General features: G+C 49.5%; 24 protein-coding genes. 4 read left to right on the top strand and 20 right to left on the bottom strand.

What is annotated here, in order from left to right:
• Window positions 1–120: 120 nt before the first annotated feature.
• The 11 genes from OO017_RS18705 to OO017_RS18655 all read right to left on the bottom strand — a co-directional run bounded on the left by OO017_RS18705 (window position 121) and on the right by OO017_RS18655 (window position 12,450).
• Window positions 121–2,979: a type I restriction endonuclease subunit R gene (locus OO017_RS18705; RefSeq protein ID WP_266054228.1), complete on the bottom strand. Its 2,859-nt coding sequence runs from the start codon at window positions 2,977–2,979 to the stop codon at window positions 121–123.
• Between the two features lie 22 nt (window positions 2,980–3,001).
• Entirely contained in the window at window positions 3,002–4,195 is a 1,194-nt protein-coding gene (locus tag OO017_RS18700; RefSeq protein WP_266054227.1) for a restriction endonuclease subunit S, read from the bottom strand.
• 3 nt (window positions 4,196–4,198) lie between these two features.
• A complete protein-coding gene (locus OO017_RS18695) occupies window positions 4,199–5,776 on the bottom strand; it encodes a type I restriction-modification system subunit M (RefSeq protein ID WP_266054226.1) in 1,578 nt (525 codons plus the stop codon).
• Window positions 5,777–6,172: 396 nt separating this feature from the next.
• A complete protein-coding gene (locus OO017_RS18690; protein WP_266054225.1) occupies window positions 6,173–6,550 on the bottom strand; it encodes a hypothetical protein in 378 nt (125 codons plus the stop codon).
• Window positions 6,551–6,964: 414 nt separating this feature from the next.
• Window positions 6,965–7,387: a hypothetical protein gene (locus tag OO017_RS18685; protein WP_266054224.1), complete on the bottom strand. Its 423-nt coding sequence runs from the start codon at window positions 7,385–7,387 to the stop codon at window positions 6,965–6,967.
• A gap of 32 nt (window positions 7,388–7,419) precedes the next feature.
• Entirely contained in the window at window positions 7,420–8,169 is a 750-nt protein-coding gene (locus OO017_RS18680) for a MarR family transcriptional regulator (protein WP_266054223.1), read from the bottom strand.
• A gap of 180 nt (window positions 8,170–8,349) precedes the next feature.
• Entirely contained in the window at window positions 8,350–9,585 is a 1,236-nt protein-coding gene (locus OO017_RS18675) for a hypothetical protein (protein WP_266054222.1), read from the bottom strand.
• Window positions 9,586–9,589: 4 nt separating this feature from the next.
• Window positions 9,590–9,916, bottom strand: a complete 327-nt coding sequence (locus OO017_RS18670) for a hypothetical protein (RefSeq protein ID WP_266054221.1) — start codon at window positions 9,914–9,916, stop codon at window positions 9,590–9,592.
• Window positions 9,916–10,251 carry a helix-turn-helix domain-containing protein gene (locus OO017_RS18665; RefSeq protein ID WP_266054220.1) on the bottom strand — a complete coding sequence of 112 codons (336 nt, stop codon included), beginning with the start codon at window positions 10,249–10,251 and terminating at the stop codon, window positions 9,916–9,918. The genes OO017_RS18670 and OO017_RS18665 overlap by 1 nt, the downstream gene beginning before the upstream one ends.
• A gap of 84 nt (window positions 10,252–10,335) precedes the next feature.
• Window positions 10,336–11,205 carry a hypothetical protein gene (locus tag OO017_RS18660; RefSeq protein WP_266054219.1) on the bottom strand — a complete coding sequence of 290 codons (870 nt, stop codon included), beginning with the start codon at window positions 11,203–11,205 and terminating at the stop codon, window positions 10,336–10,338.
• A gap of 36 nt (window positions 11,206–11,241) precedes the next feature.
• Window positions 11,242–12,450 carry a site-specific integrase gene (locus OO017_RS18655; protein WP_266054218.1) on the bottom strand — a complete coding sequence of 403 codons (1,209 nt, stop codon included), beginning with the start codon at window positions 12,448–12,450 and terminating at the stop codon, window positions 11,242–11,244.
• Between the two features lie 723 nt (window positions 12,451–13,173).
• On the opposite strand from OO017_RS18655, the gene OO017_RS18650 reads away from it, so the two are divergent.
• Window positions 13,174–13,794 carry a hypothetical protein gene (locus OO017_RS18650; RefSeq protein ID WP_266054217.1) on the top strand — a complete coding sequence of 207 codons (621 nt, stop codon included), beginning with the start codon at window positions 13,174–13,176 and terminating at the stop codon, window positions 13,792–13,794.
• Between the two features lie 206 nt (window positions 13,795–14,000).
• Window positions 14,001–14,171 carry a hypothetical protein gene (locus OO017_RS18645; RefSeq protein WP_266054216.1) on the top strand — a complete coding sequence of 57 codons (171 nt, stop codon included), beginning with the start codon at window positions 14,001–14,003 and terminating at the stop codon, window positions 14,169–14,171.
• A gap of 62 nt (window positions 14,172–14,233) precedes the next feature.
• On the opposite strand, the gene OO017_RS18640 is transcribed toward OO017_RS18645, so the two are convergent.
• The 5 genes from OO017_RS18640 to OO017_RS18620 form a co-directional block, all read right to left on the bottom strand.
• Entirely contained in the window at window positions 14,234–14,845 is a 612-nt protein-coding gene (locus OO017_RS18640) for a sterol desaturase family protein (RefSeq protein ID WP_266054215.1), read from the bottom strand.
• 100 nt (window positions 14,846–14,945) lie between these two features.
• Complete coding sequence (locus OO017_RS18635) at window positions 14,946–15,452, bottom strand: shikimate kinase (RefSeq protein ID WP_266054214.1); 507 nt, start codon at window positions 15,450–15,452, stop codon at window positions 14,946–14,948.
• 32 nt (window positions 15,453–15,484) lie between these two features.
• Complete coding sequence (locus tag OO017_RS18630; protein ID WP_266054213.1) at window positions 15,485–16,141, bottom strand: hypothetical protein; 657 nt, start codon at window positions 16,139–16,141, stop codon at window positions 15,485–15,487.
• Complete coding sequence (locus tag OO017_RS18625) at window positions 16,131–17,237, bottom strand: BT_3928 family protein (protein ID WP_266054212.1); 1,107 nt, start codon at window positions 17,235–17,237, stop codon at window positions 16,131–16,133. Before OO017_RS18625 ends, OO017_RS18630 begins: the two co-directional genes overlap by 11 nt.
• Before the next feature lie 107 nt (window positions 17,238–17,344).
• Entirely contained in the window at window positions 17,345–17,899 is a 555-nt protein-coding gene (locus OO017_RS18620) for a DUF1599 domain-containing protein (RefSeq protein WP_266054211.1), read from the bottom strand.
• Window positions 17,900–17,934: 35 nt separating this feature from the next.
• Here OO017_RS18620 and folP point away from each other — a divergent pair, with 35 nt between their 5' ends.
• Both folP and cdaA read left to right on the top strand, forming a co-directional pair.
• Window positions 17,935–18,801: a dihydropteroate synthase gene (gene folP, locus OO017_RS18615; RefSeq protein ID WP_266054210.1), complete on the top strand. Its 867-nt coding sequence runs from the start codon at window positions 17,935–17,937 to the stop codon at window positions 18,799–18,801.
• Window positions 18,798–19,637, top strand: a complete 840-nt coding sequence (gene cdaA / locus OO017_RS18610) for a diadenylate cyclase CdaA (RefSeq protein ID WP_266054209.1) — start codon at window positions 18,798–18,800, stop codon at window positions 19,635–19,637. Before folP ends, cdaA begins: the two co-directional genes overlap by 4 nt.
• Window positions 19,638–20,156: 519 nt before the next feature.
• Here the strand turns inward: cdaA and OO017_RS18605 are convergent.
• The 4 genes from OO017_RS18605 to OO017_RS18590 all read right to left on the bottom strand — a co-directional run bounded on the left by OO017_RS18605 (window position 20,157) and on the right by OO017_RS18590 (window position 23,066).
• Window positions 20,157–20,366 (bottom strand): PLDc N-terminal domain-containing protein, encoded by a 210-nt coding sequence (locus OO017_RS18605; protein ID WP_266054208.1) that lies wholly within the window; start codon window positions 20,364–20,366, stop codon window positions 20,157–20,159.
• A 3-nt stretch (window positions 20,367–20,369) separates the two neighbouring features.
• Window positions 20,370–20,657: a hypothetical protein gene (locus tag OO017_RS18600; RefSeq protein ID WP_266054207.1), complete on the bottom strand. Its 288-nt coding sequence runs from the start codon at window positions 20,655–20,657 to the stop codon at window positions 20,370–20,372.
• A 97-nt stretch (window positions 20,658–20,754) separates the two neighbouring features.
• Complete coding sequence (gene kbl / locus OO017_RS18595; RefSeq protein WP_266054206.1) at window positions 20,755–21,951, bottom strand: glycine C-acetyltransferase; 1,197 nt, start codon at window positions 21,949–21,951, stop codon at window positions 20,755–20,757.
• Window positions 21,952–22,001: 50 nt separating this feature from the next.
• Window positions 22,002–23,066, bottom strand: coding sequence for a hypothetical protein (locus OO017_RS18590; protein ID WP_266054205.1), 1,065 nt, complete (start codon window positions 23,064–23,066; stop codon window positions 22,002–22,004).
• Between the last annotated feature and the right edge of the window lie 146 nt (window positions 23,067–23,212).

Below are 23,212 nucleotides of genomic sequence, written 5' to 3'. Positions count from 1 at the left end.
ATTGAGATTCAATGCTATTATATATGACAAGACGTAATATAAGGTATTACGTCTTGTCATATCAGTTTCGTTGATAAGCCTAAATTACTACTTGCTGTATCATAATGGAAAGCGTTTATTTTATCTCCTCAACCCCATCCCACTGATAAACGTCTCCACAAAGCCCACCATCTTCGCTGTGATGCGCTCTGCAATGGGCTTACGCTCCAACAGCTTGGGCTTGGCTGACAGCATGTCCAGCACCTCCTCGCGTAGGGGTTTGCGCTCAGTGAACAGGTAATTACCAAGCACGGCCTGCAGCTTCACAGGGTCAAGTTTCTCTTCTGTGGCTATTGCCTCAAAGGCTGCTTGCTGCTCCCTTGCCCAAAACTTTTCAAACTCCTCTTGCACGTCGTCTGCGTCTATGATCTTCGGCAGGCTTTCTTCAATGAACTTGCGAATCAGTTCGCGTTTGCTGCGAAGCGATGGCTCACCGGTCAGGGTGTCAAGGATGCTCTTTTTCTGTCTCTCTTTTTCTTCCTCGCTGGCTTCTACCATGCGCGAAAGCAAGGTGCGAATGTAGTCTACTGTGATGTCGTCTCTGTGGATCAGCTCAAGCTCAAAGTCTACGTCATTGAGAATCGACTCTTTCTCTTTTGGATCGCCTTTCTTCCAGTCGCTGATATCAACGTATTTGCTGCGGTAATCCACAAACTCCTGCTCGGCTATACCTAAATCGTCAAAGCTGAAGTTGGAGAAGGTTTTGAGGATATTCCAGAGACGAAGCATTTCGCGGAAGGCTTTCACGAAAGCCAGTATTTCGCCTTCGCCTACCAACTCGTTCACGCTGTCTACCGTGGGTGCAATGCCACGCAAATCCGCTAAGACTTCATTGAATTTTGCCACATAGTCCTCGTAGGGCTCCATCAGGATGATGTCCTTGGCATCTTTATTCGAGAATAGGGCAATGGCTTCATCTGTGGCCTTTTTAAGGTTGCGGAAGCTGACGATATTGCCCTGCGACTTCTGCTCCTTTTCAAGGCGGTTTGTGCGGCTGTAGGCCTGTATCAGGCCGTGGTACTTCAGGTTCTTGTCTACATAGAGCGTGTTAAGCCCTGGCGCGTCGAAACCCGTCAGGAACATGTTAACAACCAGCAGCACGTCCACCTCCTTCTGCTTTACCTTTTTCGACAGGTCATTGTAATAGTTGTAGAAGGCCTGGCTGTCCTTAGTAGAGTGCTTTGTACCGAACAGCTTGTTGTAATCAGCGATAAAAGCATCTAGTTTCTCGCGAGTGTGGCTGTTGGCGGTGTAGGCAACCTTAGGCTCTGCCGCTACGGCTATCTCTTCCTCCTCCAGCACATAGTCACCGGTGGCGTCTTTATCCTCTTCGTTGGAGGTGTAGCTGAATATAGTGGCCACTTTCAGGTTGTGCTTGCCTTCAGCTCTACGCTGCTGGAAGAGTTCGTAGTACCTAATCAGCACCTCCACGCTGCTTACACAAAACATGGCCGTATAAACCTTACCATGCGTTTTGCGCGGGTGATGCTCAATGATGTAGTCAACAATCTTTTCAAGCCGCTGTGGAGCCTCTAATAGCTCTCTAGTGTCGATATCCTCTACCTCAATGTCTATCTCTGTATTGCTGCCTTCCTTCTCTCTGTACCTACCTACATACTCCACCGAAAAGCGTAGCACGTTCTCGTCTTTGATGGCGTCGGTAATTAAGTATTTGTGCAGGCACTCATCGAACAAGTCGCGGGTAGTGCGCTTGCCCAGGTCGTTTTTGATCACGTTCTCGGCAAAGATCGGTGTACCCGTGAAGCCGAACATTTGCGCCTTGGTAAAGAAGCTCTTGATGCGGTTATGCGTCTCGCCGAATTGGCTGCGGTGGCACTCGTCGAAGATGAACACCACACGCTCCTCTCTTAGGCCCTCCAATCTGCTCGCAAAGCGGCTGCCAATGGCGTTGTTGAGTTTCTGGATAGTGGTTACGATCAATTTGGTATTGCCTGCCAGCTGACTCACGAGCGCGCGGGTGTCGTCGGTGCCATCCACGCTGCCTGCCGAGAAGCTATTAAACTCCTTGGTGGTCTGGTAATCCAAGTCTTTACGGTCTACTACAAACACCACCTTGTGCACTTTGGGCAGCTGCATCAGGATTTGGCTAGCTTTAAACGAGGTGAGTGTTTTACCGGAACCCGTGGTATGCCAGATGTAGCCATTCCTGTCGGAGTTCTTTACCTGCTCGATAATTGCCTCGGTGGCATGAAACTGGTAGGGCCGCAGCACCATCGGGATCTTCCGCGTCTCGTTGAGCACGATGTACTTGGTTACCATTTTAGCCATGTGGCAGGGCTCCAGAAAAGCAAGGGTAAATGCCTCTAGCTGGGTTATCAGTTTATTATCCTCATCAGCCCAGTAGAAGGTTTGCTTGAAATTCTGCTTGTGGTTGTTAGCGTAGTACTTGGTATTTACGCCATTGCTGATCACAAACAGCTGTATGTACTGAAATAACCCATAAGAAGCACTATATGAATGCCGTTGATAACGGTTTGTCTGGTTAAAACCTTCTTTCAGCTCCAGCCCACGACGCTTAAGCTCGATCTGCACTAGCGGCAGACCGTTTACCAGCAGCGTTACATCGTAGCGGTTTTTGTAGGTGCCGTCCATCGTTACCTGCTGGGTTACCTGGAACAGGTTCTGGCACCAGTGCTCCTGCTGCAGAAACTCCAGGTATACACTCGTGCCATCGTCCTTGGTGAGCTGCATTTTATCCCGGAGCAGTTTGGCACGGTCAAACACGTTGCCTTTGTTCAGGTGGTTCAGGACGCGCTCAAATTCCTTCCCGGTTAGCGTTACCTGGTTGTGCTTTTCCAGCTGAATTTTCAGGTTGGCCAGCAGCGCCTGCTCGTCTTTTATCGTGACGTAACTATAGCCTAGCCCCTGCAGCTGCTTTACCAGGCTGTCTTCGAGTACCTGCTCCGGTTGTGTTCCCATAGGTATAGTAGTGGCGTTGGTATCAGACGAATAGTTGCTGGAGCAAGCCCTTCTTGAATTGCTGGGCCTGCTCCAGTTGTTTTGAAGTATGGTTTATCTTGCTATCGATGGAAGTAAGGAAGTTAGCTATTTTCTCCTGCTCTTCTAATGAGCTAGGTAGGCTTATTCTTCTTCCATTTAAGAAATCACTGTTGTTAATATTCATTGTGTTTTTTGCACCCTTTTGAACCAGTGGATTCAGGTAATTATATGTATTAACCCATGAAGAGAAGTAGTAATCCAAGAGCAAGCCAATGTTTCTGTTGACTGGCTTAAAGACAGCATACAGAACCGAAACCACCCCTATTCTATCAAGTTTATTTTGTTTGATGATACCATATGGAAAGTCACTTGTAGGGCTTTTGGTATAAATAACATCGTCTGGATAAACGACTTTATAATTGGAGATATCATTGGAAGCATAGGAGCGTCCTAAGTGCTCAATCTGGTTAACCACTCCTTTTTCCTTAGCAACAGAAAACACTTCTTCTATTGCTAAGTCTGTATTTCGACCTTTATGTTCTGATAAAACTTCTACTAGCTTCTTCTCCTCCCATTCCGGAAAGGCATTGCCGCGGTCGTCTTTGAAGCGGATCTGCTGAGAGAAGAGCTGCTGCATCACCCCTTTTTTATACTTCTTCAACAGCTCTTTCTTCTTGCTCAGCTGCTTGATCTTCTCGTCAACGGCCGAAAGGAAGGAAGCTATTTTTTGCTGTTCATGGAGAACTGGGACCTTTAACTTTAATCTAAGAAGTTTATTTACAGCTAACCCAGGTTGTGCTGACGATTCAGACAACCTATTTAAATTCATGTAATCCAATTTTTGAGCCAACCATTCTGTATCTGATGAATTATTTGTAGATACAGCTATAGCATGCTCAGAAATATAGGACTTGCCATAAACACGATTAATGTTTCCGCAAAGAGCACCTTGACGACCTATCAAAGTATAAAAGCCATCATGTGTATACTTAGTAGTATACCCTCTTAAGCCATTACCACCATATACTGGATACTCTCCAGAGTCAGCAATGTCTTTAGATGTAATGGATTCACCGCTTTTAAAAGTGTCACAAATATCTTCTAATCTAACCTCTTTCCACTCCCCGTTAAATTCCGGAAAGCGCAAGGCCGGCACATTTTTTACCTCAGTTGTTATTTCTACTGCTGCTTCCATGGCTTAAAACGGTTTAGCTATACCCAACCCCTCGCAATAGGCGGCAATGGTGGTGTCAGTCACCTGCATCTCCTCTTCCAGGAGTGAAAGTGAATCGGCTACCTCCTGCAGGTCTACCGGCTCCTCCTCCTCAAAGGTGTCCACGTAGCGCGGGATGTTCAGATTATAGTCGTTCTCGCGTACCTCCTCCAGACTGGCCACATAGCTGTACTTGTCCTCAGTGCGGCGCTCGCGGTAAGTCGAGATGATCTTCTCAATGTCAATGTCGCGCAGGTAGCACTGCGTTTTGGCCTTCTCGTAATGCTGGCTGGCGTCGATGAACAGGATGTTGTCGGCCTGCTCGCGGCACTTCTTGAACACCAAAATACAGGTAGGTATAGACGTGCCGTAGAAGATGTTGGCCGGCAGCCCAATCACGGCGTCCAAGTAGTTGCGGTCCTCGATCAGGTACTGGCGTATGTGCCCCTCGGCCGCGCCACGGAACAGCACCCCGTGCGGCAGCACCACGGCCATGGTACCATTCTCGGCCAAGTGGTGGATCATGTGCTGCACAAAAGCGAAGTCAGCCTTCGAGCTTGGAGCCAGCTTGCCGTACTGGCTGAAGCGGTCGTCGGAGAGGTGCAGCGGACTGGCGCTCCAGTTGGCCGAGAAGGGCGGGTTGGCCACAATCGCCTCGAAGCGGTGCTCCAGGTGCTGCGGGTGCTCCAGCGTGTCCTCCTGTCGGATGTCGAACTTCCGGAAGTGCACGTCGTGTAGGATCATGTTCATCCGGGCCAGGTTATAAGTGGTGCGGTTAAGCTCCTGTCCGTAGAAGTTGGATACCTCCTTCACCTCCTTGGCCACGCGCAAGAGCAAAGAGCCCGAGCCGCAGGTAGGGTCGTACACCGATTTCAGCTTGGTCTTGCCGGTGGTCACCAGCTTGGCCAGCACCTTAGATACCTCCTGCGGGGTATAGAACTCACCGGCCTTCTTGCCTGCGCCGCTGGCAAACTGCCCGATCAGGTACTCGTAGGCATCGCCCAGCACATCGGCCTCAGTGTCTTCCAGCTTGAAATCAATCTTGTCTAGGTGGCCCAGCACTTTCGCAATCAGGTCGTTTTTGGCAGCTTCGGTGCGGCCCAACTTGGTAGAAGTCAGATCCAGGTCCTCAAAGAGCTTATTGAAGTCGTCTTCACTTTCGGTGCCCATGGTGCTCTGCTCAATGTGCTTGAGCACCTGAGTCAGCTCATCCAATATAAAATTGCTCGCTCCTTCTTCTTTGCTGTTGGAGTTGCCTTTGCGGGCCAACTCCTTAAACAGCTCCGTCGGCTTCAGGAAGTAGCCTAGGCTAGCCAGCGCCTCCTCCTTTATCGCCTCCAGGTACTCCTGCCCTTCTTCGGTGCTTTCGTTGATGCCGGTGTACTTGATGCCGTCTTCGGCCAGTATCTTGTTGGCATACAGCTCCATCTTCTCCGACAGGTATTTGTAGAAGATAAAGCCCAGTATATAATCCCGGAACTCGTCGGCGTCCATCTTGCCACGCAAGGTGTTGGCGATGTTCCAGAGTTGTTGTTCTAATTGTTTTTTGTGGTTTTCAGACATGGGTAAGCTAAAAGTGGTATTTTGGTATAAGTATGGCAGTCTTGAATTTTACAACAAGATAGTAAAATTAGTATACTTAGTGCAAGTTTAAACTTTGGGTTGATGGATAAGCAGATTGACTATACTTATGGCGTCTAATCCCGTCAAAAACAAAAGCCGCAGGCTGACCAGCTGCGGCTTTTTCTTACAATTTATTCTTAAGGATGCTCGTGGCAATTGCTAAAGCTTAAAGTATAGCGCCGGAAGAGTGAGCAGGTAAAATTTAGTGATTCAAATTATAGGCGAGGGCGCAAAAAAGCCGCATTCAAACTTTGAACGCGGCTTTTATTAAATTATTCTTTGACACAGCTTTATTGAGGCTGCTATTCACAAATAGCAGTTCTTAGTCATAGAGTGTTAGACTATTTCTTCAAGCGGCTCATCATTTAAAGTCATTGACTTTATGGTCCAATCCTCAAAATCAACCACAACAGCACAATCACCTTTCGAAGCTAGGTCAACCGGCAGCTTGAATGCTTTTCTATTGAGGTTCGCCCCATCGGCTCTACCCAATAACGCAGGCACTTCCTTAGTTGCTGGATTTATGGTAACAGAAATTTGAAATGCAGGAGCATTTACCATCATACTACCGATAGCCTCATTCTTTGCAACAGCCGCTTTTTCATATACTGTAGTAAAGCTTCCAGTACCAAGGTTGCTATCATCTGGAATATTGATAATTGAATACTTAATTCCTGCCTGTGGAGATTCCTGTCTAAAGTTTACTTTTCCCATTAAGAAAATTAATTAAGTTGTTTAACAATGCTTTCAGCAAAGCTACGGTTTTTGTACTGTTTTCATGCTAGAGTACTACACTTTTTATGTCTATTCTATCACCTACTGCCCATAAAGTTCAACACTAATGAGCAAGCAGACTATCATATTAAGGTAAGTTCTAGAGCTGATAGAAAACACCACCAAGCCTTTTTCTACTCTATGTAGCGCACTACAAAAGAAGCGGACAGACGGCTTTTAAGTACGTATAAATGTTGCTTTATACCTGTAGCAGCCAATGGTGCATAATTGCTTCAAGGCTTATAACAAGCTAAAGCAGCGGCGGATCTTTGGTCAACTCTTCAAAAGCTGGTTAAGGACCCGTCGCTGTTAACTACAACTGCAGAAACGCTACTACTCTTTATGCTGCTTGCACTACATCTCTTCCCCTAGCACATGCAAAGCTAGCTTCGGCGTATCATTCAGCTTGTACACGTAATTCCTCGCCAGGTAGTCATAGCACTTGATAGGGCAATCATAAGGAGCTGACATGAACGTCATGACCTCTTCCTTGCCGGTCTTAGGGTTGCCCGCACTATACTTGATAGCAGGCCACCACCCCTCCACCTTGCCGATTCTGGGGTTTTCGACCTCTATCACCTGGTACTCTATGCCTATGCCCACGCCAAGGCGCTGTAGGGCATAATAATAGCTTTTCCCGCCGTGCCGCTTCATGTATTCGTTAATAACGATACATGCCTGGAAAGTCGGGCAAGTACGAATCAAGCCTGCCACCTCTCGGTTGAAAACTGCTTCTTGGGTCATGGTGATCTTTGGGGTAATTTTGAGTGAATTCATCTTAAATTTTATTTATTGGTTAGGTGACTTGATTAAGCGGCAGCCTGACAGCCATGGGTGTAAACAAAAGGATCCTCGGCACGAAAGGTGATTTTGCACAGTGCCAGTATCCGCTCGTCTTTGGGCAGCCTCACCCAGCTAAGGCCGATCATAGATCCGCGTGCCTCCGGTGTCAGTAGCACCTTTTTCAGGTAAGCTTCACACGCTATCAGCACATCTGCCAACTGTGTTCTGCTGTACTCCCGAGTATCCCTTTGACATAGACGCGAAGCCTCTTGCTGAAGCCTTGCTAGCTCTTTCAGATACTTTCCATTGACCACGTGCAGCCATACATTGCGCCCCTGGCCAACGTCACGTTGCAACAACACCATCAGCTTTCTGTATTCTGATAAAAACATCATTACATCAAAGAAATATGTGCTATACAACTGTTTTTCGGCTATTCCTGACTCTTTTTCCTCTGTAGAAGCACCGTTTAGCAGTGCATCCACACGAGAAAGCAACAGGTTACCCCCCGAATAACGTGCTTTGTTGTTGATGTCTGAACTCACCTGATCAACCTTTCCAGCTGTCTGAGAAACAGTCATGGCTGTGTCTGTTTTGGGTAATACTGAGTCTTCAGTCATTGCTAGGTAAATCGTTTGGAGCCTCGCTGCCTCCAGTTCTTTGAGTGTTTTTTCCACGGTGTACTTGCTTACACCAAGTCGTTTGGCGATATCGCGAATGGAGGCATTCTCCTGCCGCAGCCGCTGCACTTGAGCGGCGATACTCTCTTTATTCATGGTTAAGAATTAAATTTTATCTATTGTTAAATGATGGGTAATGTCGGCTGCGTCGTCGGTAGCACAGCCTTGGGTTAATCTTGTGGAATGACAGTCAATGATAGATTGGAGGGCCGCGAAGGTACCCAAACACATACACTCGCCTATATAGGCCACTGTTCGTGTTTGGGTGAGCCAGCACTACGCTGCCCATGATTCCAGGCTAGGAGCTAAGCTGTACATGGTTGGCTTTCCGGCACTTTCCTCTATAGCCAGTTCGCAGGCGATGCCGTTGGCGTCATTGATCGGTAACCGCTGCTCGGCTATCTCCCTCAGGCGTTCCTTAACGGTATTGGCGTGAGCCTCAAACTTTGCCGAAAGCTCGTCCACCAGGTCTTTTTGCTTCCTGGGTTCTGCCAATAGATCGCCAAGGCAATCGGCTATCATGCCCGTGTCGGCTTTCTTTCGCCTCTCCTGCATGGTGCTGTTAATCATATCTTGGCTAGCGCGTGCCAAGCAGTGCCTGCTCTCATCGAAGTACAGGTAGAGCGGGTCTGGCTTCTTGCCGCTACGCAGCTTCAGGAACTTCACCGCGATCAGGTCACTGTCCTTATTGTTAACCTTCTCAAAGCCGATCTGCATGATGGTGGAGGCCTTGTTGGAAGCCTCCGTACCCGTATGCCCTCTGGCCTTGTCGGTGCCTGGGTTCTCGTGGATGATCAGCAAGAAAGTAATGTTATGGTCGTTGATGAGCATGTTCAAGAAATCGAACAGCTCCAGCGATTCGGAGGCGTTGTTGAAGTCCCCGATGCAGTCCGTTACCACGTCCAGCAGGATAAACAGGTGGTGAGATGAAACCTGCATCGCCGCCTCCACAAATGCTTTCAGTGCATTCAATCTATCTTTCCTCTCAAATCCAATCAGGCTGTAGGGGATCAGCCTGTCGTGGCTCTGGAAAGGATCATGCCCAGCTAGCTTCCTGATCTGCTGAATGGCCATCGGAAACTGCTCCGATTGGTTTCGCTCCGTGTCCACATAGGCCAGCAAAAACAATATCATCTCGTCTTTGGTGAAGCCGCAGAAGTCCGTGTCGCAGTACCTGTCGGAAAGCAGCAGGCTTAGCAGCATCTCGGCCAGGCGGCTTTTGTGGGAGCCGAACTTGCCCTGGATGATGTTAATTGTTCTTTTACCGATAATCCCCTTTCCGTTCAGCTTGATGATGGGCGGGGACCGGACAATGGGCTTGGAGGCGTTACCCTCTATTATGTTGATGTTCGCCTGTATCCTCTCCGGCCAGCCGCCGGAAAACTCTTGTTTGCCGTGGCTAGGGCTTCTCGGCATATTCATGGCAAACTCATCTTCTGTATTGTTGGCATGGCCATGGGAGACCGGCCTGCTAACCGTGTTGGCTGCGGAAACGGGTGTGTAGTTTATCATGGCGCTAGAGGCTTATGAGTCCGTACCTGTTTCCGTTGCCCAGCGTCAGTTTAATGTGAATGCCGTCAAGGAGTTCGCCTTCCTGCAGTTGCCTGATCTGCTCTTCGACCAGTAGCCATCTGTCGGTGTGCAGCAACCTTTTCGTTGCAGCCATCTCGGCGTAGACTTGGTTGTAGGCGCTTGCCAGTGACTGCAGGAATCGGTCTCTGGTGTTTACCAGCTCCTGGTTGGCTGTTGGTTTGGCGGCGTACTCCTGAAGTACGCCGCGCTCTTTGCTGATGATGTTTGCCAGCTGGTCCAGGCCGGTGGTGGGTGTAAAGAGTGATGCCATTACCTGCGCGCCCCCTTCCTACCTTTTGGGCTGTTTAGTTCTTCCTCGATTTCGGCAATAGTTTTCTTCTTGCCATCTGACAGCCACTGCGCAAGATCAGATTGCTTGAATAATAGCCTTTTCCCGCGCTTGATGTGTGGAATGAGCCGCTTACTGGTGTAGCTGTAGAGCGTTGACTCCGGCATCAGCGTAAAGGCGGCAGCCTGCTTGAGGTTGAGGAAGTTTTCTTCCGACTTTTGAAAGGGGTGTGCTAGGTTCAAGGCCTTTTGCACGCATGACAGCACTAACTCCGTTAGTTCATCATGGCTTAGGGTGGTGAGGGTTAATTTCTCCATTATTTGTGGTTGTATCTTTTCACAAATATGGAGGGCACTTAGTACAGCGAGCCCCCTCGCCGAGGGGCTCGCTTTTTGCAACTACTACTCTTTCAGGCTATTAAAATACTTTATCTTCTCATCAATAATGTTGAGAACCTTAACCTGGTCTAGCTTTTCGAAGAATGGTCTGACAGCTTTAAAATCTTCTAAATTCTGCTTTTTCTTTGACTGTATGTGTCCACTCCTTTCATATAACCTGCTATAGTTTTCGATGGTTTTTTCTGTTTTTTCTGTCAAAGCATGTATGAAATCATTTAAGCTTTTCTTGTCTTGACTCTTGTTGATCTTATACACATCATTAAGAAGCCCAATCATCAACACCTGCTGAGCGTTTGTTAATGCCTTGACACCTTTCCTCCCATCACTGTTCTCTTGCCTGACTGGCTCGGAAGCCGCAGCTCTCAGTTCGTGCATTTTTTTCATTAGTATAAGCTGGGAGTCTTTGACTCCTTTGCAGTAAAAATGAGATGCCCATGTATTGATTATATCGTATTTTATATCCTTAGCTTTTCTATCCAAGTTGTTTAAGTCTTCATAAAGGGCATTTTCAGCCTCTTCGGCAGACAGCTTTGCTTTAGAGACAATAGGTGCTATAGACGCAAACTCCAAATCACTTTCGGTTAGGCTCTCCAAACTAGCTTTTATCTCCGCCAGCTTCGCCTGAACGTCCTCTGTCTCCATCAGCCTGAGGTAGTACACAGCAGACGGATTATCGAGGTATTTCATGGCACTTTCTAGTTCACTCCCTAAGAATTCTATCTTCCTCTTCACGTTGTTGTTGTACATGGAGGCTTTAAGGTTGCAAGTCTCTAACATCACCCCACACATCTCTGTGGCTTGGTGAATTATTGCATTTCGACTATTCAACACATTTTCTACAACTTTATAGGAGGCTTCAGCGAGTTTGTTCATGTAAAATTTTTCCTAAATTATTGGGTTAAAGGGGCACTAAAGTAAGAATTTGTCGGCTTCATCCAACACAGTGTTCTCAAAGCTATCCAGGTAAACTTGAGTTATTTTTTCGCTGCTGTGGCCCAGTGCTTCGCTGATCTGCGAAGTGGACACGTTCTGCCGCTTAAGCACCGTAGCATAGCTGTGCCTGGCCACGTAGGTGGTGACGTTGAAGTCGATCTCCACCTTCTCTGCTACCGTGCGCAGGTTGCTGTTTACCTCCTTCATTATCTTCTTGACTCTGTTCTTCACCTTTTGCTCTGTGTTGTGGTAAGCACCCAAGATCGGGAACACAAAGCCGGAGCCATCCTGACGCTCACGGTAGTAGTCTAGTATCTCCAGGGCCGGAGGCAGCAGGGCAATGTTGAACTGGTGACCAGTTTTGGCCCTAGTATAGTGCAGCCTGCCGTCCTGGATGTTGGACCACTTGAGCTGGGCCATGTCGATGAAGTTGATGCCTCGGCAGTAGTAGGAGAACAGAAAGATGCTTCTGGCTACCCATAGCTTGCTGCCAAGCTCCAGCTTGTGGTCTGCAATCTTCTTTACCTGCTCTTTCGTTAGCGCCCGCTTCTTGGTCTTTGTGTTGAGCTTGGTCAGCTTGTATGTCTTAAAAGGATATTCGGCTTCGCGCGCGTGTCCTTCGGCTATGGCCTTGTTGTATACAGAGCGGATGGTGCGCATGTAAACCGCTATGGAGTTCTCCGTCACCTTACGCTTCAGCAGATCCTCCTCCAACCTTGTGAGAAAGATGTAATCGACCTCTTTAAAGGTCACGTCTTTCTCCTTTGTGAAGCGTGACACAACGCGCTTGGCATCCTGAAAGGCATTGGCGGTACCGATCTTCTCCACGTCCTTGTGCCGCTGCACCAGCTCGTCAGTAAACTTGAAGAAGGTAAGCTTGCCCACACTCTTTTTGCTGAGCGCCTTAGCGATGTCATCCACAGTGTAATGCTGGTCGTTGTTCTCGAAGTCCAGAACCACCTTGTTGGCATCGTTGAACATCTTGGAGATCCTGATGATTAGCTCTACCTTGTTAGGGTGCTTCTTACTTGGCAGCTGCTCATCATCATCCCACAGATCCTTGGAACAGGAGTGGTCAAGTGACACGTACTTTATCTTGCGATCTTTGATCAGGCGGAGCATGATGGGATGCTCGCCGTTTTTGAGCACCTTGGAGGTGTATAGGAGTACTTTGACTGAGGCCATGTTCGCTGCTTATCTGGTTGTTTAAACTTTCCGACGGTTTAAATATGGTTTAAACAAAAGTAGAAAATAGCGGCAAATATTCAATAATTATGATAAATAAATATTTTATAAACAACTGATAATCAGACAACACCAAATTGCAAAAATCAACAAAGGCAGCAGGGCTAATTGCTGTTAATCAGGGGGTCCCTGGTTCGAGCCCAGGAGGGGGAGCAAAAGCCACTCAGAAATGAGTGGCTTTTTTGTTTTTATATCTTCTCTAGCTGTTAAAGTATAAAATCAGAAAGGGACCGTAGCCACTCTTTCCGACTCATTTTAAAGTATGGCCTAGCTGAGATCACCTTTTCCAGAGGCTGTGCCTGCCACCAAAGCTACCACCACACTGGCGTTGATACCCACACTCCACTTCTCAGCCACCTGAAGTTCACCGCTTAGCCGCATACTCTCCTTCTTGCTGTATGCCGCTGCTCAGAATTACTTTATTGCACTGATTTTTATACTTTATACGTTGCCAGTGCGCTATCCGCCGCCCCACCCGCACATCCATTTAAAGCATGAAACCCACCATGCCTCCGTAGGCCGCAAGTATAAACATTCTGGTTGGCCTAAAGTCTCAAAGCCTCTTTAAAGTATGGTGCACAAAAAAATCCCACCCCGGCACAATAGCATATATAATTTAATTAATATATTTGAATTCATCATCTATCATTTAACACACACTATATGAAAGCATTCTTTACGCTTGTTTTGCTGTTTTGCGGCACCACCCTTTTTGCACAAGATTTTCAGCAGGCCAAAGTGCTGTTTGCCGATGGCAAAGAACTGACCGGCCTTGTTAAGGCATCATCTGTTGGAGAGAAAAGCATTGTTTACAGGGCAGCAGAGGCGGGCTCTAAAAACGAGAAGATCAGCAGCAGCGAACTAACGAGAATTATCTTTACCCAAGAAGGTGCTGAGCCAACTGAATACGTACCGATGCGCCTGGCCTACAATGACAAAATGTCCAAAAACGCTTATTGGCTAAGGATTTTGTCTAAAGGACCTGTTACGCTATATGCTCTGAACGGTGGGTTTGGCTTCCAAAGAAGTGGCTTCGACCACCAAGTTTCAGACATTAACTTCTACGTTAAGCGTCCAAACGAAGAGGCGGCATCATCAGTAGGAGTATATTTTACCTCCGGTGCACAAGGAATCAACCTTAATAGAAATTTCCGAAAATTAGCGGGGAGGTACTTTGCCGACTATCCTGAGTTAGCGGCAAAAATAGAGAACAAGGAGTTTGGGGTACTGGATGTTCTGGCTGTTGTTACGGCCTACAACGAGTGGAAAGGGGCCAAGAACTAAGCCACCTCTCTTAACATATAAACCGTATAACAGGTGCTCAGGTATGGGCACCTGTTTTTTTATACTTGCCCTGCTGCCATTTTCCGGCTTGCTAACCTTTTAAGCCGATTTGCAGTAACTATAAATGGCAATATCATCATATTTCGCCCTGGCTTTACGATTGCCATACTTGCTGAATGCCAGCGCATGAACTAACGTATAAAACTATGAAAAATATAAGAGCATATGTAATGACGCTGCTCGTGCTGCTAACGTTTACCATGAGCAGTTGCGAGTTGGTAGGAGATATCTTTGAAGCCGGCATGTGGACGGCCCTAATCATCATCGTACTGATCGTGGTGCTGATCTCCTGGCTGTTCAGGAAGTTCAGAAGATAAGCCCGAAAAAAAGAAAGGGAGCCTTTAGGGGCTCCTTTTTTAATATCTTATACTTTCGGCAACTACTTGTTCGGGCGTTTCGGCATCGTACCCAGAATGTAATCCCAAAGCGGGGAAGATACCCCGAAGGCTCTTTCATGGTCTTTGTAGTGGTGGATGCTGTGGTTGATCCAAAGCTGCTTCAGGAAGTTCTTGGGCGGCGGATAGGCATGCACTACGTAGTGCACCAGCAGGTACATGGCATAGCCGAACAGCATGCCGGCCACCACCCCGAACACAAACGTGCCGAAGATGATCTTGAAAATAAAGAAGAAGGCGGAGGAGTAAAGTATACTTACCACCGGCGGCATGGCCAGGCGCTTCTTGTCTTTGGGGTACTCGTGGTGGTTGCCGTGGAACAGGTACTGCAAACGTGCCTTCAGGGGGGTGTTGGTATCCATGTGGAACACGTAGCGGTGCGCCAGGTACTCCAGCAACGTGAAGATAAACCACCCCACGAAGAAGAAGCCTATGGCCTCGAAAATACTTATAAAGCCATGTGTGATGCCATAATAGATCAGCCCTACGGCTATAACCAGGAAAATTGATATAGGCAGGGCAATGTGGGTTCTGGTCATCCTCTCCAGAACAGGGTTCTTAAAAAGCTGTGCGCTTCCTTTGTGATTAGGTTTCATAGTTAGATTTTGCTGTATTTTTTAACGCTGCAAAACTAAATAAATTTTGAGGTTAGCCCACCCAGGCCACCAATGTACTGCTATTAACGAGGTGTGTCCGCTATAGGTTGAGCAAGCGCAGAAAGCTTTCGGTGGTGGGGCTCGCCTCAGCTAAAGTATGCTTCGCGCGTTCGTAAAACTGCTTTCGGTGGGCTAATGTTTCGGTAAGGTATACTTTTAATTCTGCGGGGCTTTTGCCGGCCAGCAGGGGACGCTCGGCCTGCCCTTGGTCTAACAGCCTCTGCAGCAGCTGCTCTACGGGTACTTTCAGGTAAAAGCTTTCGCCGTGAAGGTTAATAAAATCGATGTTGTTAAAAAAGCATGGAGCCCCGCCTCCGGTAGAGACCACGGCCTGCTCGTACTGCTGCACCACTTCCTCCAGCGCCTGCCGCTCCAGCTTTCTGAAGTGCTCCTGCCCCTGCCGCTCAAAGATCTGCGCAATACTCTGCCCCTGCTGCCGCACAATGTACTCGTCCAGGTCCACGAAAGTGTAGCCGATCCGCTGCGCCAGCTGCCGCCCCAGCGTGGTTTTGCCACTGCCCATCATGCCTATCAGGAAGATCCGCATTAGAACTGTCGGTTATAGAATGTTAGATGTGATTAATCGCGACAAAGCCCATCATCTTCCGGATCCTCGAATATAGCCTGCCTTCTATACTCTGAAACATCACCGTTCTTATCAACACGAACCAGCACTGAATAGTATGGGTGATCACATCCAAACGTTTTATAGTCGAATAACTTAACTAAATAGTGATTCTTAAATTCCTGTACTGCTGTTGGCCTTGGCTTACTACTGAAGTACCTATATTCGTCCTTAAAGTATTCTTCATCAAATACAGGGTAATTACTTGTCATGATAATAGCGTAGCTTAACGCCTCTCCCCTTGATTCTATAGGAGCAAAAGTTTCCTTGAGTTCAAACCTATTTTTGATAACCTCTATTCCTTTATCTCTTTTGATGACAAGGTTTCTGCAAGTACAAATAAATCCGCCATACTGCCATTTAGAATCTTGGCAGTAACTTGTATCTCCACACATCGCGAACCCATAAGCAAATGAGATATTATTTCCTAAACCTCCTAAATAGGGAGATGCTTTGCTTACTTCCCAAAATCCTAATTCCTGTTTTATATCAACTCTTTCTAATGAGTCGATTTGCATTGTCTCTAAACTATCAAAGGAAGTAGAGGTTTTACCATCAGCGCAGGAGATCAGCATTAAAGCAAGCAAAGCAAGGAAAAGCCTACTCCTCATCCGTCGAAACCAACTCTGTCACCTCCTCTATATCCGGGGTGTCGTTATGGTGCCACTTGCCTTTCACGGTGCCGTCCTGCAGCAGCACGAGGCCAGGATTAGAGCGGATGATGGTCTTAAGCACGGTGCCGTCGCCGAAGTAGTAAGGGGCAGCCAGGTTCACCTCGTGGCGGAAGGCTTCAAAGTCGGCGGCGCTGCTGCTGGTTACCACCATTGGCGTAATGCCAGCCGCCTCGGCAGCTTTTACCAGCGTGTTTATACTATCAAAGTTGTCCTGCTTGGCCTTGGCCACACTCTGCACGATAATCAACAGCTTTTTGCCCGTCAGTACCTCCTGGGTAAAATCGGCCGTGTCGTTCCATACGTTAAAGTCGGTGATCTTGGGGCCGGCCTCCGGATTAATGGCCACCATCTCCTTAAAAGTATAGGTGGTGTCAGTCGGGTACTCCTCAAATTCCTCCTCCTGTCCGTCTTTTGCCATGATATACTTGTAGCGCAGCGGTGCCGAGGGCTTCATCAGCGTCGGGATGTTGTTGCCGACTTTATAGGATCTGAAATCGATATAGGGCAGGTGCTCATAGGCATACCAGCCCACCACCACCGACAGTGCCGCCGTGATGATGGTGATGATGGCCCCGGAAGAGGCGCGCATAAACGGCTGCAGGTACTTCTGCGTGAGCAGCAGCACCACGATCATCACCAGCAGGATAATATCCTTCGTAAACGACTCCCACGGTGTAAGCTTAATGGCATCGCCGAAACAGCCGCAGTCGGTTACTTTGTTGAAGTAAGCAGAGTAGAAGGTAAGGAAGGTGAAGAACACGATCATGACGAGCAGCAGCCACAGCACCGCCTTGAGTTTGAACCGCACCAGCAGCGCTACGCCCAGCACAATCTCCGCCGCACTCAGAAAGATGGATAGAAACAACGAGTAAGGCTCAAAGCTCTTGAAAAAAGGTGCAATATCTGTGGAGAATACCTCGAAATACTCCTCCAGCTTAATCGCCGTGCCCACCGGGTCATTTATCTTGATCAGGCCAGAGAAAATGAACAACACTGCTACAAACAGCCAGAAAAGATTACTTATGAACTTCATCAACCTTAGTAGTTAGAGAGTTAAAAAGTTAGAGAGTTTAGGAGTTATGTTTTCGCTGATGCGAGCGTACAGTTTGCTATCGCTGGTGCGAGCTTGTAGCTCGTACCTTAGCCGACCTTCTCCGCAAACCCGGATTTTATGAGCGCAAACACGGCATAGTTGATCATGTCGCGGTAGTTGGCTTCCACGCCTTCTGATATCAGCGTCTGCCCCTCGTTATCCTCGATCTGCTTGGTGCGGTAGAGCTTCATCAGGATAATGTCGGTGATGGAGCTCACGCGCATGTCGCGCCAGGCCTCGCCGTAGTCGTGGTTTTTGGCGTTCAGCAGCTCAATGTTCTCCTCGATATGATGGGTATACTCCCGCTCCACGTCCTCCGCCGACAGGCTCAGCGGAGCATCGGCAGGCAGGTTCAGCTGCATCAGCGCGATAACGCAGTAGTTGATGATGCCCACAAACTCCCCGTTGATGTCGTCCTCTACCAGCTGCTTGCCCTTTTCCTGTATGGAGCGGATGCGCTGGGCCTTGATGAAGATCTGATCGGTGATGGAAGGTAGCCGTAGCACGCGCCAGGCGGTGCCGTAGTCCTTCGTCTTTTTAACAAATGTATCCTTGCAGCGTTGTACTACCTGATTATATTCCTGCAGCGTTTGACTAATCAACTTTTTAGCTTTAATTTTAAAAATAATTGACCCAGATGCCAACATTGGAAGCGAAAGATACGCTTTTTAAGAAAAAATCCACACTAAACTGCCGCGGAAAGCTACTCTCGCTGGAGGTGCCGCTCGTGATGGGCATCCTGAACCTTACCCCTGATTCCTTTTTCCCGGGCAGCCGCCTGAACTCCGCCGACGAGGCCGTTCAGAAGGCCGCGCAAATGCTGGCCGATGGCGCTGACATACTGGATATTGGTGGCTACAGCACACGCCCCGGCGCGGCAGAGGTATCGGCTCAGGAGGAGCAGGACCGCATTCTGCCAGCCATTGAGGCCATACACCGCAACTTCCCGGAGGCGATTATTTCCGTAGACACGTTTAGGGCTAGCGTGGCCGAGGCAAGTATAGCCGCCGGCGCGCACATCATAAACGATGTGGGGGGCGGCTTGCTGGATGAGGCCATGTTCGAGACCATAGCGCGGCTGCAGGTGCCTTACGTGCTGATGCACATGCGCGGTACACCACAAGACATGGCCAGCCACGCCAAGTATGATAATTTAGTGGTGGAGGTGCTGGACGAACTGCAAAGCCAATTGGCCAAACTGCAGCAGCTCGGCGTGAAAGACGTGATTCTGGACCCCGGCTTCGGATTTGCGAAAACCGTGGAACATAATTTTGAACTGCTTCGTCATTTGGAGGATTTCCGTATCTTAGGCCTGCCGGTACTTGCCGGCATGTCGCGCAAGTCTATGGTCTATAAATCGCTGGGAATTAACCAGGCCGATGCCCTGACCGGCACAATAGCCGTGAACAGTGTAGCGTTGATGAAAGGTGCCGACATTTTGCGGGTGCACGACGTAAAAGAAGCTAAGCAAACCATTATACTTTTAGAGAAAACTAAACTTTGATCTTTTTATTCAGCATAGGTTTTTTAGAGATTGAGCTGCTCGATATCATCGATATCCTGCTCGTGACGGTGCTGCTGTACCAGTTGTACAAGCTACTGACGGGCAGCGTGGCGCTGAAGATTTTCCTGGGCCTGCTGTCGGTGTACCTGCTGTACCTGGTGGTGCGCGCCGCAGGCATGGAGTTGCTGAGTATTATACTTGGTCAGTTTATGGGCGTGGGTGTGCTGGCTGCCATCATACTTTTCCAGCCCGAAATACGGCGTTTCCTGCTGCTGATTGGTAAAACAACCTCCCTTAACCACGACCGCTTCTGGGGTTTCCCGTGGCGCCGCGAGCAGAGCGAGAAGCTAAGCCTGACGCCATTTATTGAGGCAGCCAAATCGTTGGCTGGCAAAAATACCGGTGCGCTTATTGTATTCGCGAAAAGCTCCGAACTGAAATACTACGCCGAGTCTGGTGATTTGATTGACGCCGTGATTTCGAAGCGCCTGCTCATGTCGATCTTTAACAAGCACAGCCCGCTGCACGACGGCGCCGTGATCATCTCCGGCAACCGCATCAAGGCTGCTCGCTGTATACTTCCGGTTTCCGAAAACCAGGAGATTCCGGCCTCCATGGGCCTGCGCCACCGCGCCGCCATCGGCCTGACCGAGATTACCGATAGCATTGTGCTGGTGGTATCCGAAGAAACGGGCCAGATTGCGCTGGTGCGTAACGGCGAGGCTTACCGCAACCTGTCCTCCGCCGACCTGCGCGTAAAACTAAACCAGTTCCTGTTCGACACCGACCAGAAGCCAGCCGCCGCCGTCTCTGAGAAATCAGTTAGCGCCGCGTAAGTTTATACTTGGAAAGGTAGTTAAGTATAGCTCCCTTCCTTGTTAAGACGAGGAGTCTGTAACTGCTTTGGCCGAAGTATAAGTTTCATATTGGGGATAGATGTCATAAGCAAAAGTATAAACCCACCCCTGCCCCTCCCGAGAGGGGAACTTTCAGCAGGAGATTACATCCCCCTGCCCCCTTCGAAGGGGGACTTGGTTCAAGTAGTATAGCTTTGGCTATCAAATTGATTCCAGTCTTTCCGTTGAGCGCCTTGTAGATTTCCGGTGACAAGCGAAGCGAGGCAGCCCGAGGCACGAGGGCAGGAAATGTACACAGCGCGATGCGGGAAGACGAGCCCTCCCGGGCCTGAGGGAGCCAAAGTCAGCTATGGAAAATGTCGCTCGTAAGACTGAGGATGAACATTAGCAGGAAAGGATAGCTTGGTTCCTGTTGCAGGAAGTATAAGTACGCGGACTCCCTAAGATCTCGCTTATGCAGAGCTCCTGCGAGTGCTTGGTATACTTACACTTATTACTTTATAGCCTTCCTTCCCGCCTATACCATACCAGCCAATAAGCCGCTATACCAAGTACAGGTACCAGCCACAGTATGGCCATCCAGATAAGGCGCGAGCCAACGGGGTAATCAGACTTGAAAATGAGGTGAATAAGGGCAATGGCCACCAGCAGGTAGTTCAGGGTGACCAGCAGGAAAATCTCAGGGTTGCGTGCGAACAGGTCCATCATAAGTTAGAAAAGGGTTTCGCTTACGAACCACATCAGGTACAGCAGTGCTGGTGCTATGAGCAGCAGAATGGTGCCAAAGTGCAGGCGCGTCCACTGCGGGTTCAGCAGCAGGCTCAGGTACGCCTCCACCGACAGCAACAGCGAGAAGTAGAATGTTATCTGCAGCAGCGTGTACACCACGTTTGGCTCGTTGCGCATATCTGCCGTAGTATAAGCCAGAAAAGAGATCACCATCCACGACAGCACCGTGCCCAACAACACCTGCCCCGGCTTTATCTTGATATTATTCATACTTCTGGTTTTATCCTGAGTGTGGTACAAGTTATAAAAAAATAAAGCCACTCCCATGGCAGGAGTGGCTTTTCTATACTTTAATCCGGGGGTATACTTACTTGATCACACCCAGCTCTTTGCCTACTTCCACAAAGGCGGCGATGCATTTATCGATGTGCTCTTTGTCGTGCACGGCCGATAGCTGCACCCGGATGCGGGCCTGACCCTTCGGTACTACCGGGTAGTAGAAGCCGATCACGTAGATGCCTTTGTCCAGCATGCGGGCAGCGAACTCCTGCGCCAGCGGGGCGTCGTAGAGCATTACCGGCACAATCGGGTGGTCGCCTGGCTTGATGTCGAATCCGGCCGCGGTGATCTGCTCACGGAAGTACTTGGTGTTCCACTCCAGCTTGTCGCGCAGCTCTGTGGTAGAGCTCAGCATGTCCAGCACGGCGATAGAGGCGCCCACGATAGACGGGGCAAGCGAGTTAGAGAACAGGTACGGGCGCGAGCGCTGGCGCAGCATGTCGATGATCTCTTTGTGGCCAGAGGTAAAACCACCCATCGCGCCGCCCAGGGCTTTTCCCAGCGTACCCGTGATGATATCCACCTTGTCCATTACGTTGTGGTACTCGTGCACGCCACGGCCGGTCTTGCCCATGAAGCCGGTAGAGTGGGAATCATCCACCATGACCAGGGCATTATACTTCTCGGCCAGCGCTACAATTTTATCCAGCTGGGCTACAGTGCCGTCCATCGAGAAGGAGCCATCGGTGACGATGATGCGGTGCTTGGTGTTAGCGTTTACAGCCTCCTGCAGTTTTGCCTCCAGGTCTGCCATATCGTTATGATTGTAACGGAAACGCTGCGCTTTGCACAGACGCACACCGTCAATAATAGAGGCATGGTTCAGCGCATCAGAGATAATGGCTGAATCGGCATCGAAAAGCGGCTCGAAAACACCACCGTTGGCGTCAAAAGCGGCTGCGTAAAGTATGGTATCCTCGGTGCCCAGGAACTCAGAGATTTTACGCTCCAGTTCCTTGTGAATATCCTGGGTGCCGCAGATAAAGCGCACCGAGCTCATACCGTAGCCGTGCGTATCTATCGCCTCTTTGGCAGCCTCTATCACCTTCGGGTGTGCTGACAGGCCCAGGTAGTTGTTGGCGCAGAAGTTAAGCACATGGTGCATCTGCGTGGTATCGATATCAGCGCCCTGCGGCGTGGTGATAATGCGTTCCTGTTTATACAGGCCTGCTTCTTTAATCTCGGCAAGCTGCTGCTCTAAGTCTGGTTTTAAGGTCTCGTACATAGTTTCGTTGTTTGTTATACGTTACTCGTTGTTCTCTTTTTAAAGTATGATCACTGGCCGGTTGCCTCGCCGGTCTCGTCGGTTTTGGGCGGTGGCCGGCGTATGATGGGCCGTGGCCTTGGCGGTTTCGGTTTATCTTCAGCGGCAGGCGCAGGTGCCCCTTCTGTAGCATCCGGTATACCTTGCTCCGGCGCCTCCTCCTTTGGCTTCTGCAGTGCTACCGGTCGCTTGATAACGGGCCTTGGGCGCAGTGGTTTGGGTGCTGTTTCTTCAGCAGACTGCTCTACCGCTGCCTCCGGCTTTGGCTGCTCCTCCTGTGGCTTCTGCAACGCGGCAGGCCTTTTCATCACTGGCCGCGGCCGTGGCGGTTTTGGTGCGCTTTCAGGTGCCTGATCGGAGGCCTGTTCCTGCTGTTCTTCCTCCGGTTTAGGCTGCTGTAACGTTGCAGGGCGTTTTATCACCGGCCGTGGGCGTACTGGTTTAGCTGCAGGCGTTTCCCCGGAAGCTGGATTTATACTTTCATCTGATGGTGTGGGAGCAGCGCTCTCTTCCTCCGGCTTTTGCAGTGCGGCAGGGCGCTTTATCACTGGCCGTGGGCGAGCAGCCGGCTTGGCAGCCTCGCTGGTCTCCGGTTTTTCTGCCCCCTCAGCATGCTCTGCCGATGGCTTAGGTATAACAGGCCGCTTCACCACTGGCCTAGGTCTGGCAACCGGCTTGGTTTCCTCCGCTTCTGTGGTGGCCGGCTTTTCTGTGGGCTCGCCCTCTGCGGGCTTCTGCATGGCGGCTGGCCGGCGTACTACTGGTCTTGGTTTCGGTGTACTTTCTCCGGCGGATGCTGCGGCCGGAGCGGCAGTTTCTTCCGTGGCAGGCTTAGGCGGAACGGCCCTGCGCACCGCGGCCGGACGGGCAGCAGTCGGTTCTGGCTTCGGAATATCCTCTTCAGCCAGGTGATAGCGCAGGCGCACATCGTTCAGCACCATCTTCACCTGCACCAGAAAGCTGTTGGGGTGCATCTGGGCGTACATCTCCTGCCACGCCGCAAAGCGTGCCGGATCAGCCGCTTCAAAAGCCGCCTTGTTTATCCGCTTTTTTACCAGGAACTCCTCAAATGTCATACGTTACAGGCCTTTGGTGGCGCAAGTTACGGTTTCGGGCTCAAATTGACTATTCATGCGCTGCTTTGTGCCGGTATCCCTACAAATATAAGAAAATCCGCCTGCCACGCCGGGCTAAGGTTACCGATAGTTTACGCCGGGTTATC

Source organism: Pontibacter anaerobius, from assembly GCF_026241195.1.
In the GTDB taxonomy this organism is placed as follows: Bacteria; Bacteroidota; Bacteroidia; order Cytophagales; family Hymenobacteraceae; genus Pontibacter; species Pontibacter anaerobius.
Note: the sequence above shows the minus strand (reverse complement) of the source record. Positions and strands in the feature narration are given on the sequence as shown.

Coding starts and splice junctions, on each gene's coding strand:
- OO017_RS18705 (WP_266054228.1), bottom strand. CDS start 2,979: ATGGGAACACAACCGGAGCAGGTACTCGAAGACAGCCTGGTAAAGCAG.
- OO017_RS18700 (WP_266054227.1), bottom strand. CDS start 4,195: ATGGAAGCAGCAGTAGAAATAACAACTGAGGTAAAAAATGTGCCGGCC.
- OO017_RS18695 (WP_266054226.1), bottom strand. CDS start 5,776: ATGTCTGAAAACCACAAAAAACAATTAGAACAACAACTCTGGAACATC.
- OO017_RS18690 (WP_266054225.1), bottom strand. CDS start 6,550: ATGGGAAAAGTAAACTTTAGACAGGAATCTCCACAGGCAGGAATTAAG.
- OO017_RS18685 (WP_266054224.1), bottom strand. CDS start 7,387: ATGAATTCACTCAAAATTACCCCAAAGATCACCATGACCCAAGAAGCA.
- OO017_RS18680 (WP_266054223.1), bottom strand. CDS start 8,169: ATGAATAAAGAGAGTATCGCCGCTCAAGTGCAGCGGCTGCGGCAGGAG.
- OO017_RS18675 (WP_266054222.1), bottom strand. CDS start 9,585: ATGATAAACTACACACCCGTTTCCGCAGCCAACACGGTTAGCAGGCCG.
- OO017_RS18670 (WP_266054221.1), bottom strand. CDS start 9,916: ATGGCATCACTCTTTACACCCACCACCGGCCTGGACCAGCTGGCAAAC.
- OO017_RS18665 (WP_266054220.1), bottom strand. CDS start 10,251: ATGGAGAAATTAACCCTCACCACCCTAAGCCATGATGAACTAACGGAG.
- OO017_RS18660 (WP_266054219.1), bottom strand. CDS start 11,205: ATGAACAAACTCGCTGAAGCCTCCTATAAAGTTGTAGAAAATGTGTTG.
- OO017_RS18655 (WP_266054218.1), bottom strand. CDS start 12,450: ATGGCCTCAGTCAAAGTACTCCTATACACCTCCAAGGTGCTCAAAAAC.
- OO017_RS18650 (WP_266054217.1), top strand. CDS start 13,174: ATGAAAGCATTCTTTACGCTTGTTTTGCTGTTTTGCGGCACCACCCTT.
- OO017_RS18645 (WP_266054216.1), top strand. CDS start 14,001: ATGAAAAATATAAGAGCATATGTAATGACGCTGCTCGTGCTGCTAACG.
- OO017_RS18640 (WP_266054215.1), bottom strand. CDS start 14,845: ATGAAACCTAATCACAAAGGAAGCGCACAGCTTTTTAAGAACCCTGTT.
- OO017_RS18635 (WP_266054214.1), bottom strand. CDS start 15,452: ATGCGGATCTTCCTGATAGGCATGATGGGCAGTGGCAAAACCACGCTG.
- OO017_RS18630 (WP_266054213.1), bottom strand. CDS start 16,141: ATGAGGAGTAGGCTTTTCCTTGCTTTGCTTGCTTTAATGCTGATCTCC.
- OO017_RS18625 (WP_266054212.1), bottom strand. CDS start 17,237: ATGAAGTTCATAAGTAATCTTTTCTGGCTGTTTGTAGCAGTGTTGTTC.
- folP (WP_266054210.1), top strand. CDS start 17,935: ATGCCAACATTGGAAGCGAAAGATACGCTTTTTAAGAAAAAATCCACA.
- OO017_RS18605 (WP_266054208.1), bottom strand. CDS start 20,366: ATGATGGACCTGTTCGCACGCAACCCTGAGATTTTCCTGCTGGTCACC.
- OO017_RS18600 (WP_266054207.1), bottom strand. CDS start 20,657: ATGAATAATATCAAGATAAAGCCGGGGCAGGTGTTGTTGGGCACGGTG.
- kbl (WP_266054206.1), bottom strand. CDS start 21,951: ATGTACGAGACCTTAAAACCAGACTTAGAGCAGCAGCTTGCCGAGATT.
- OO017_RS18590 (WP_266054205.1), bottom strand. CDS start 23,066: ATGACATTTGAGGAGTTCCTGGTAAAAAAGCGGATAAACAAGGCGGCT.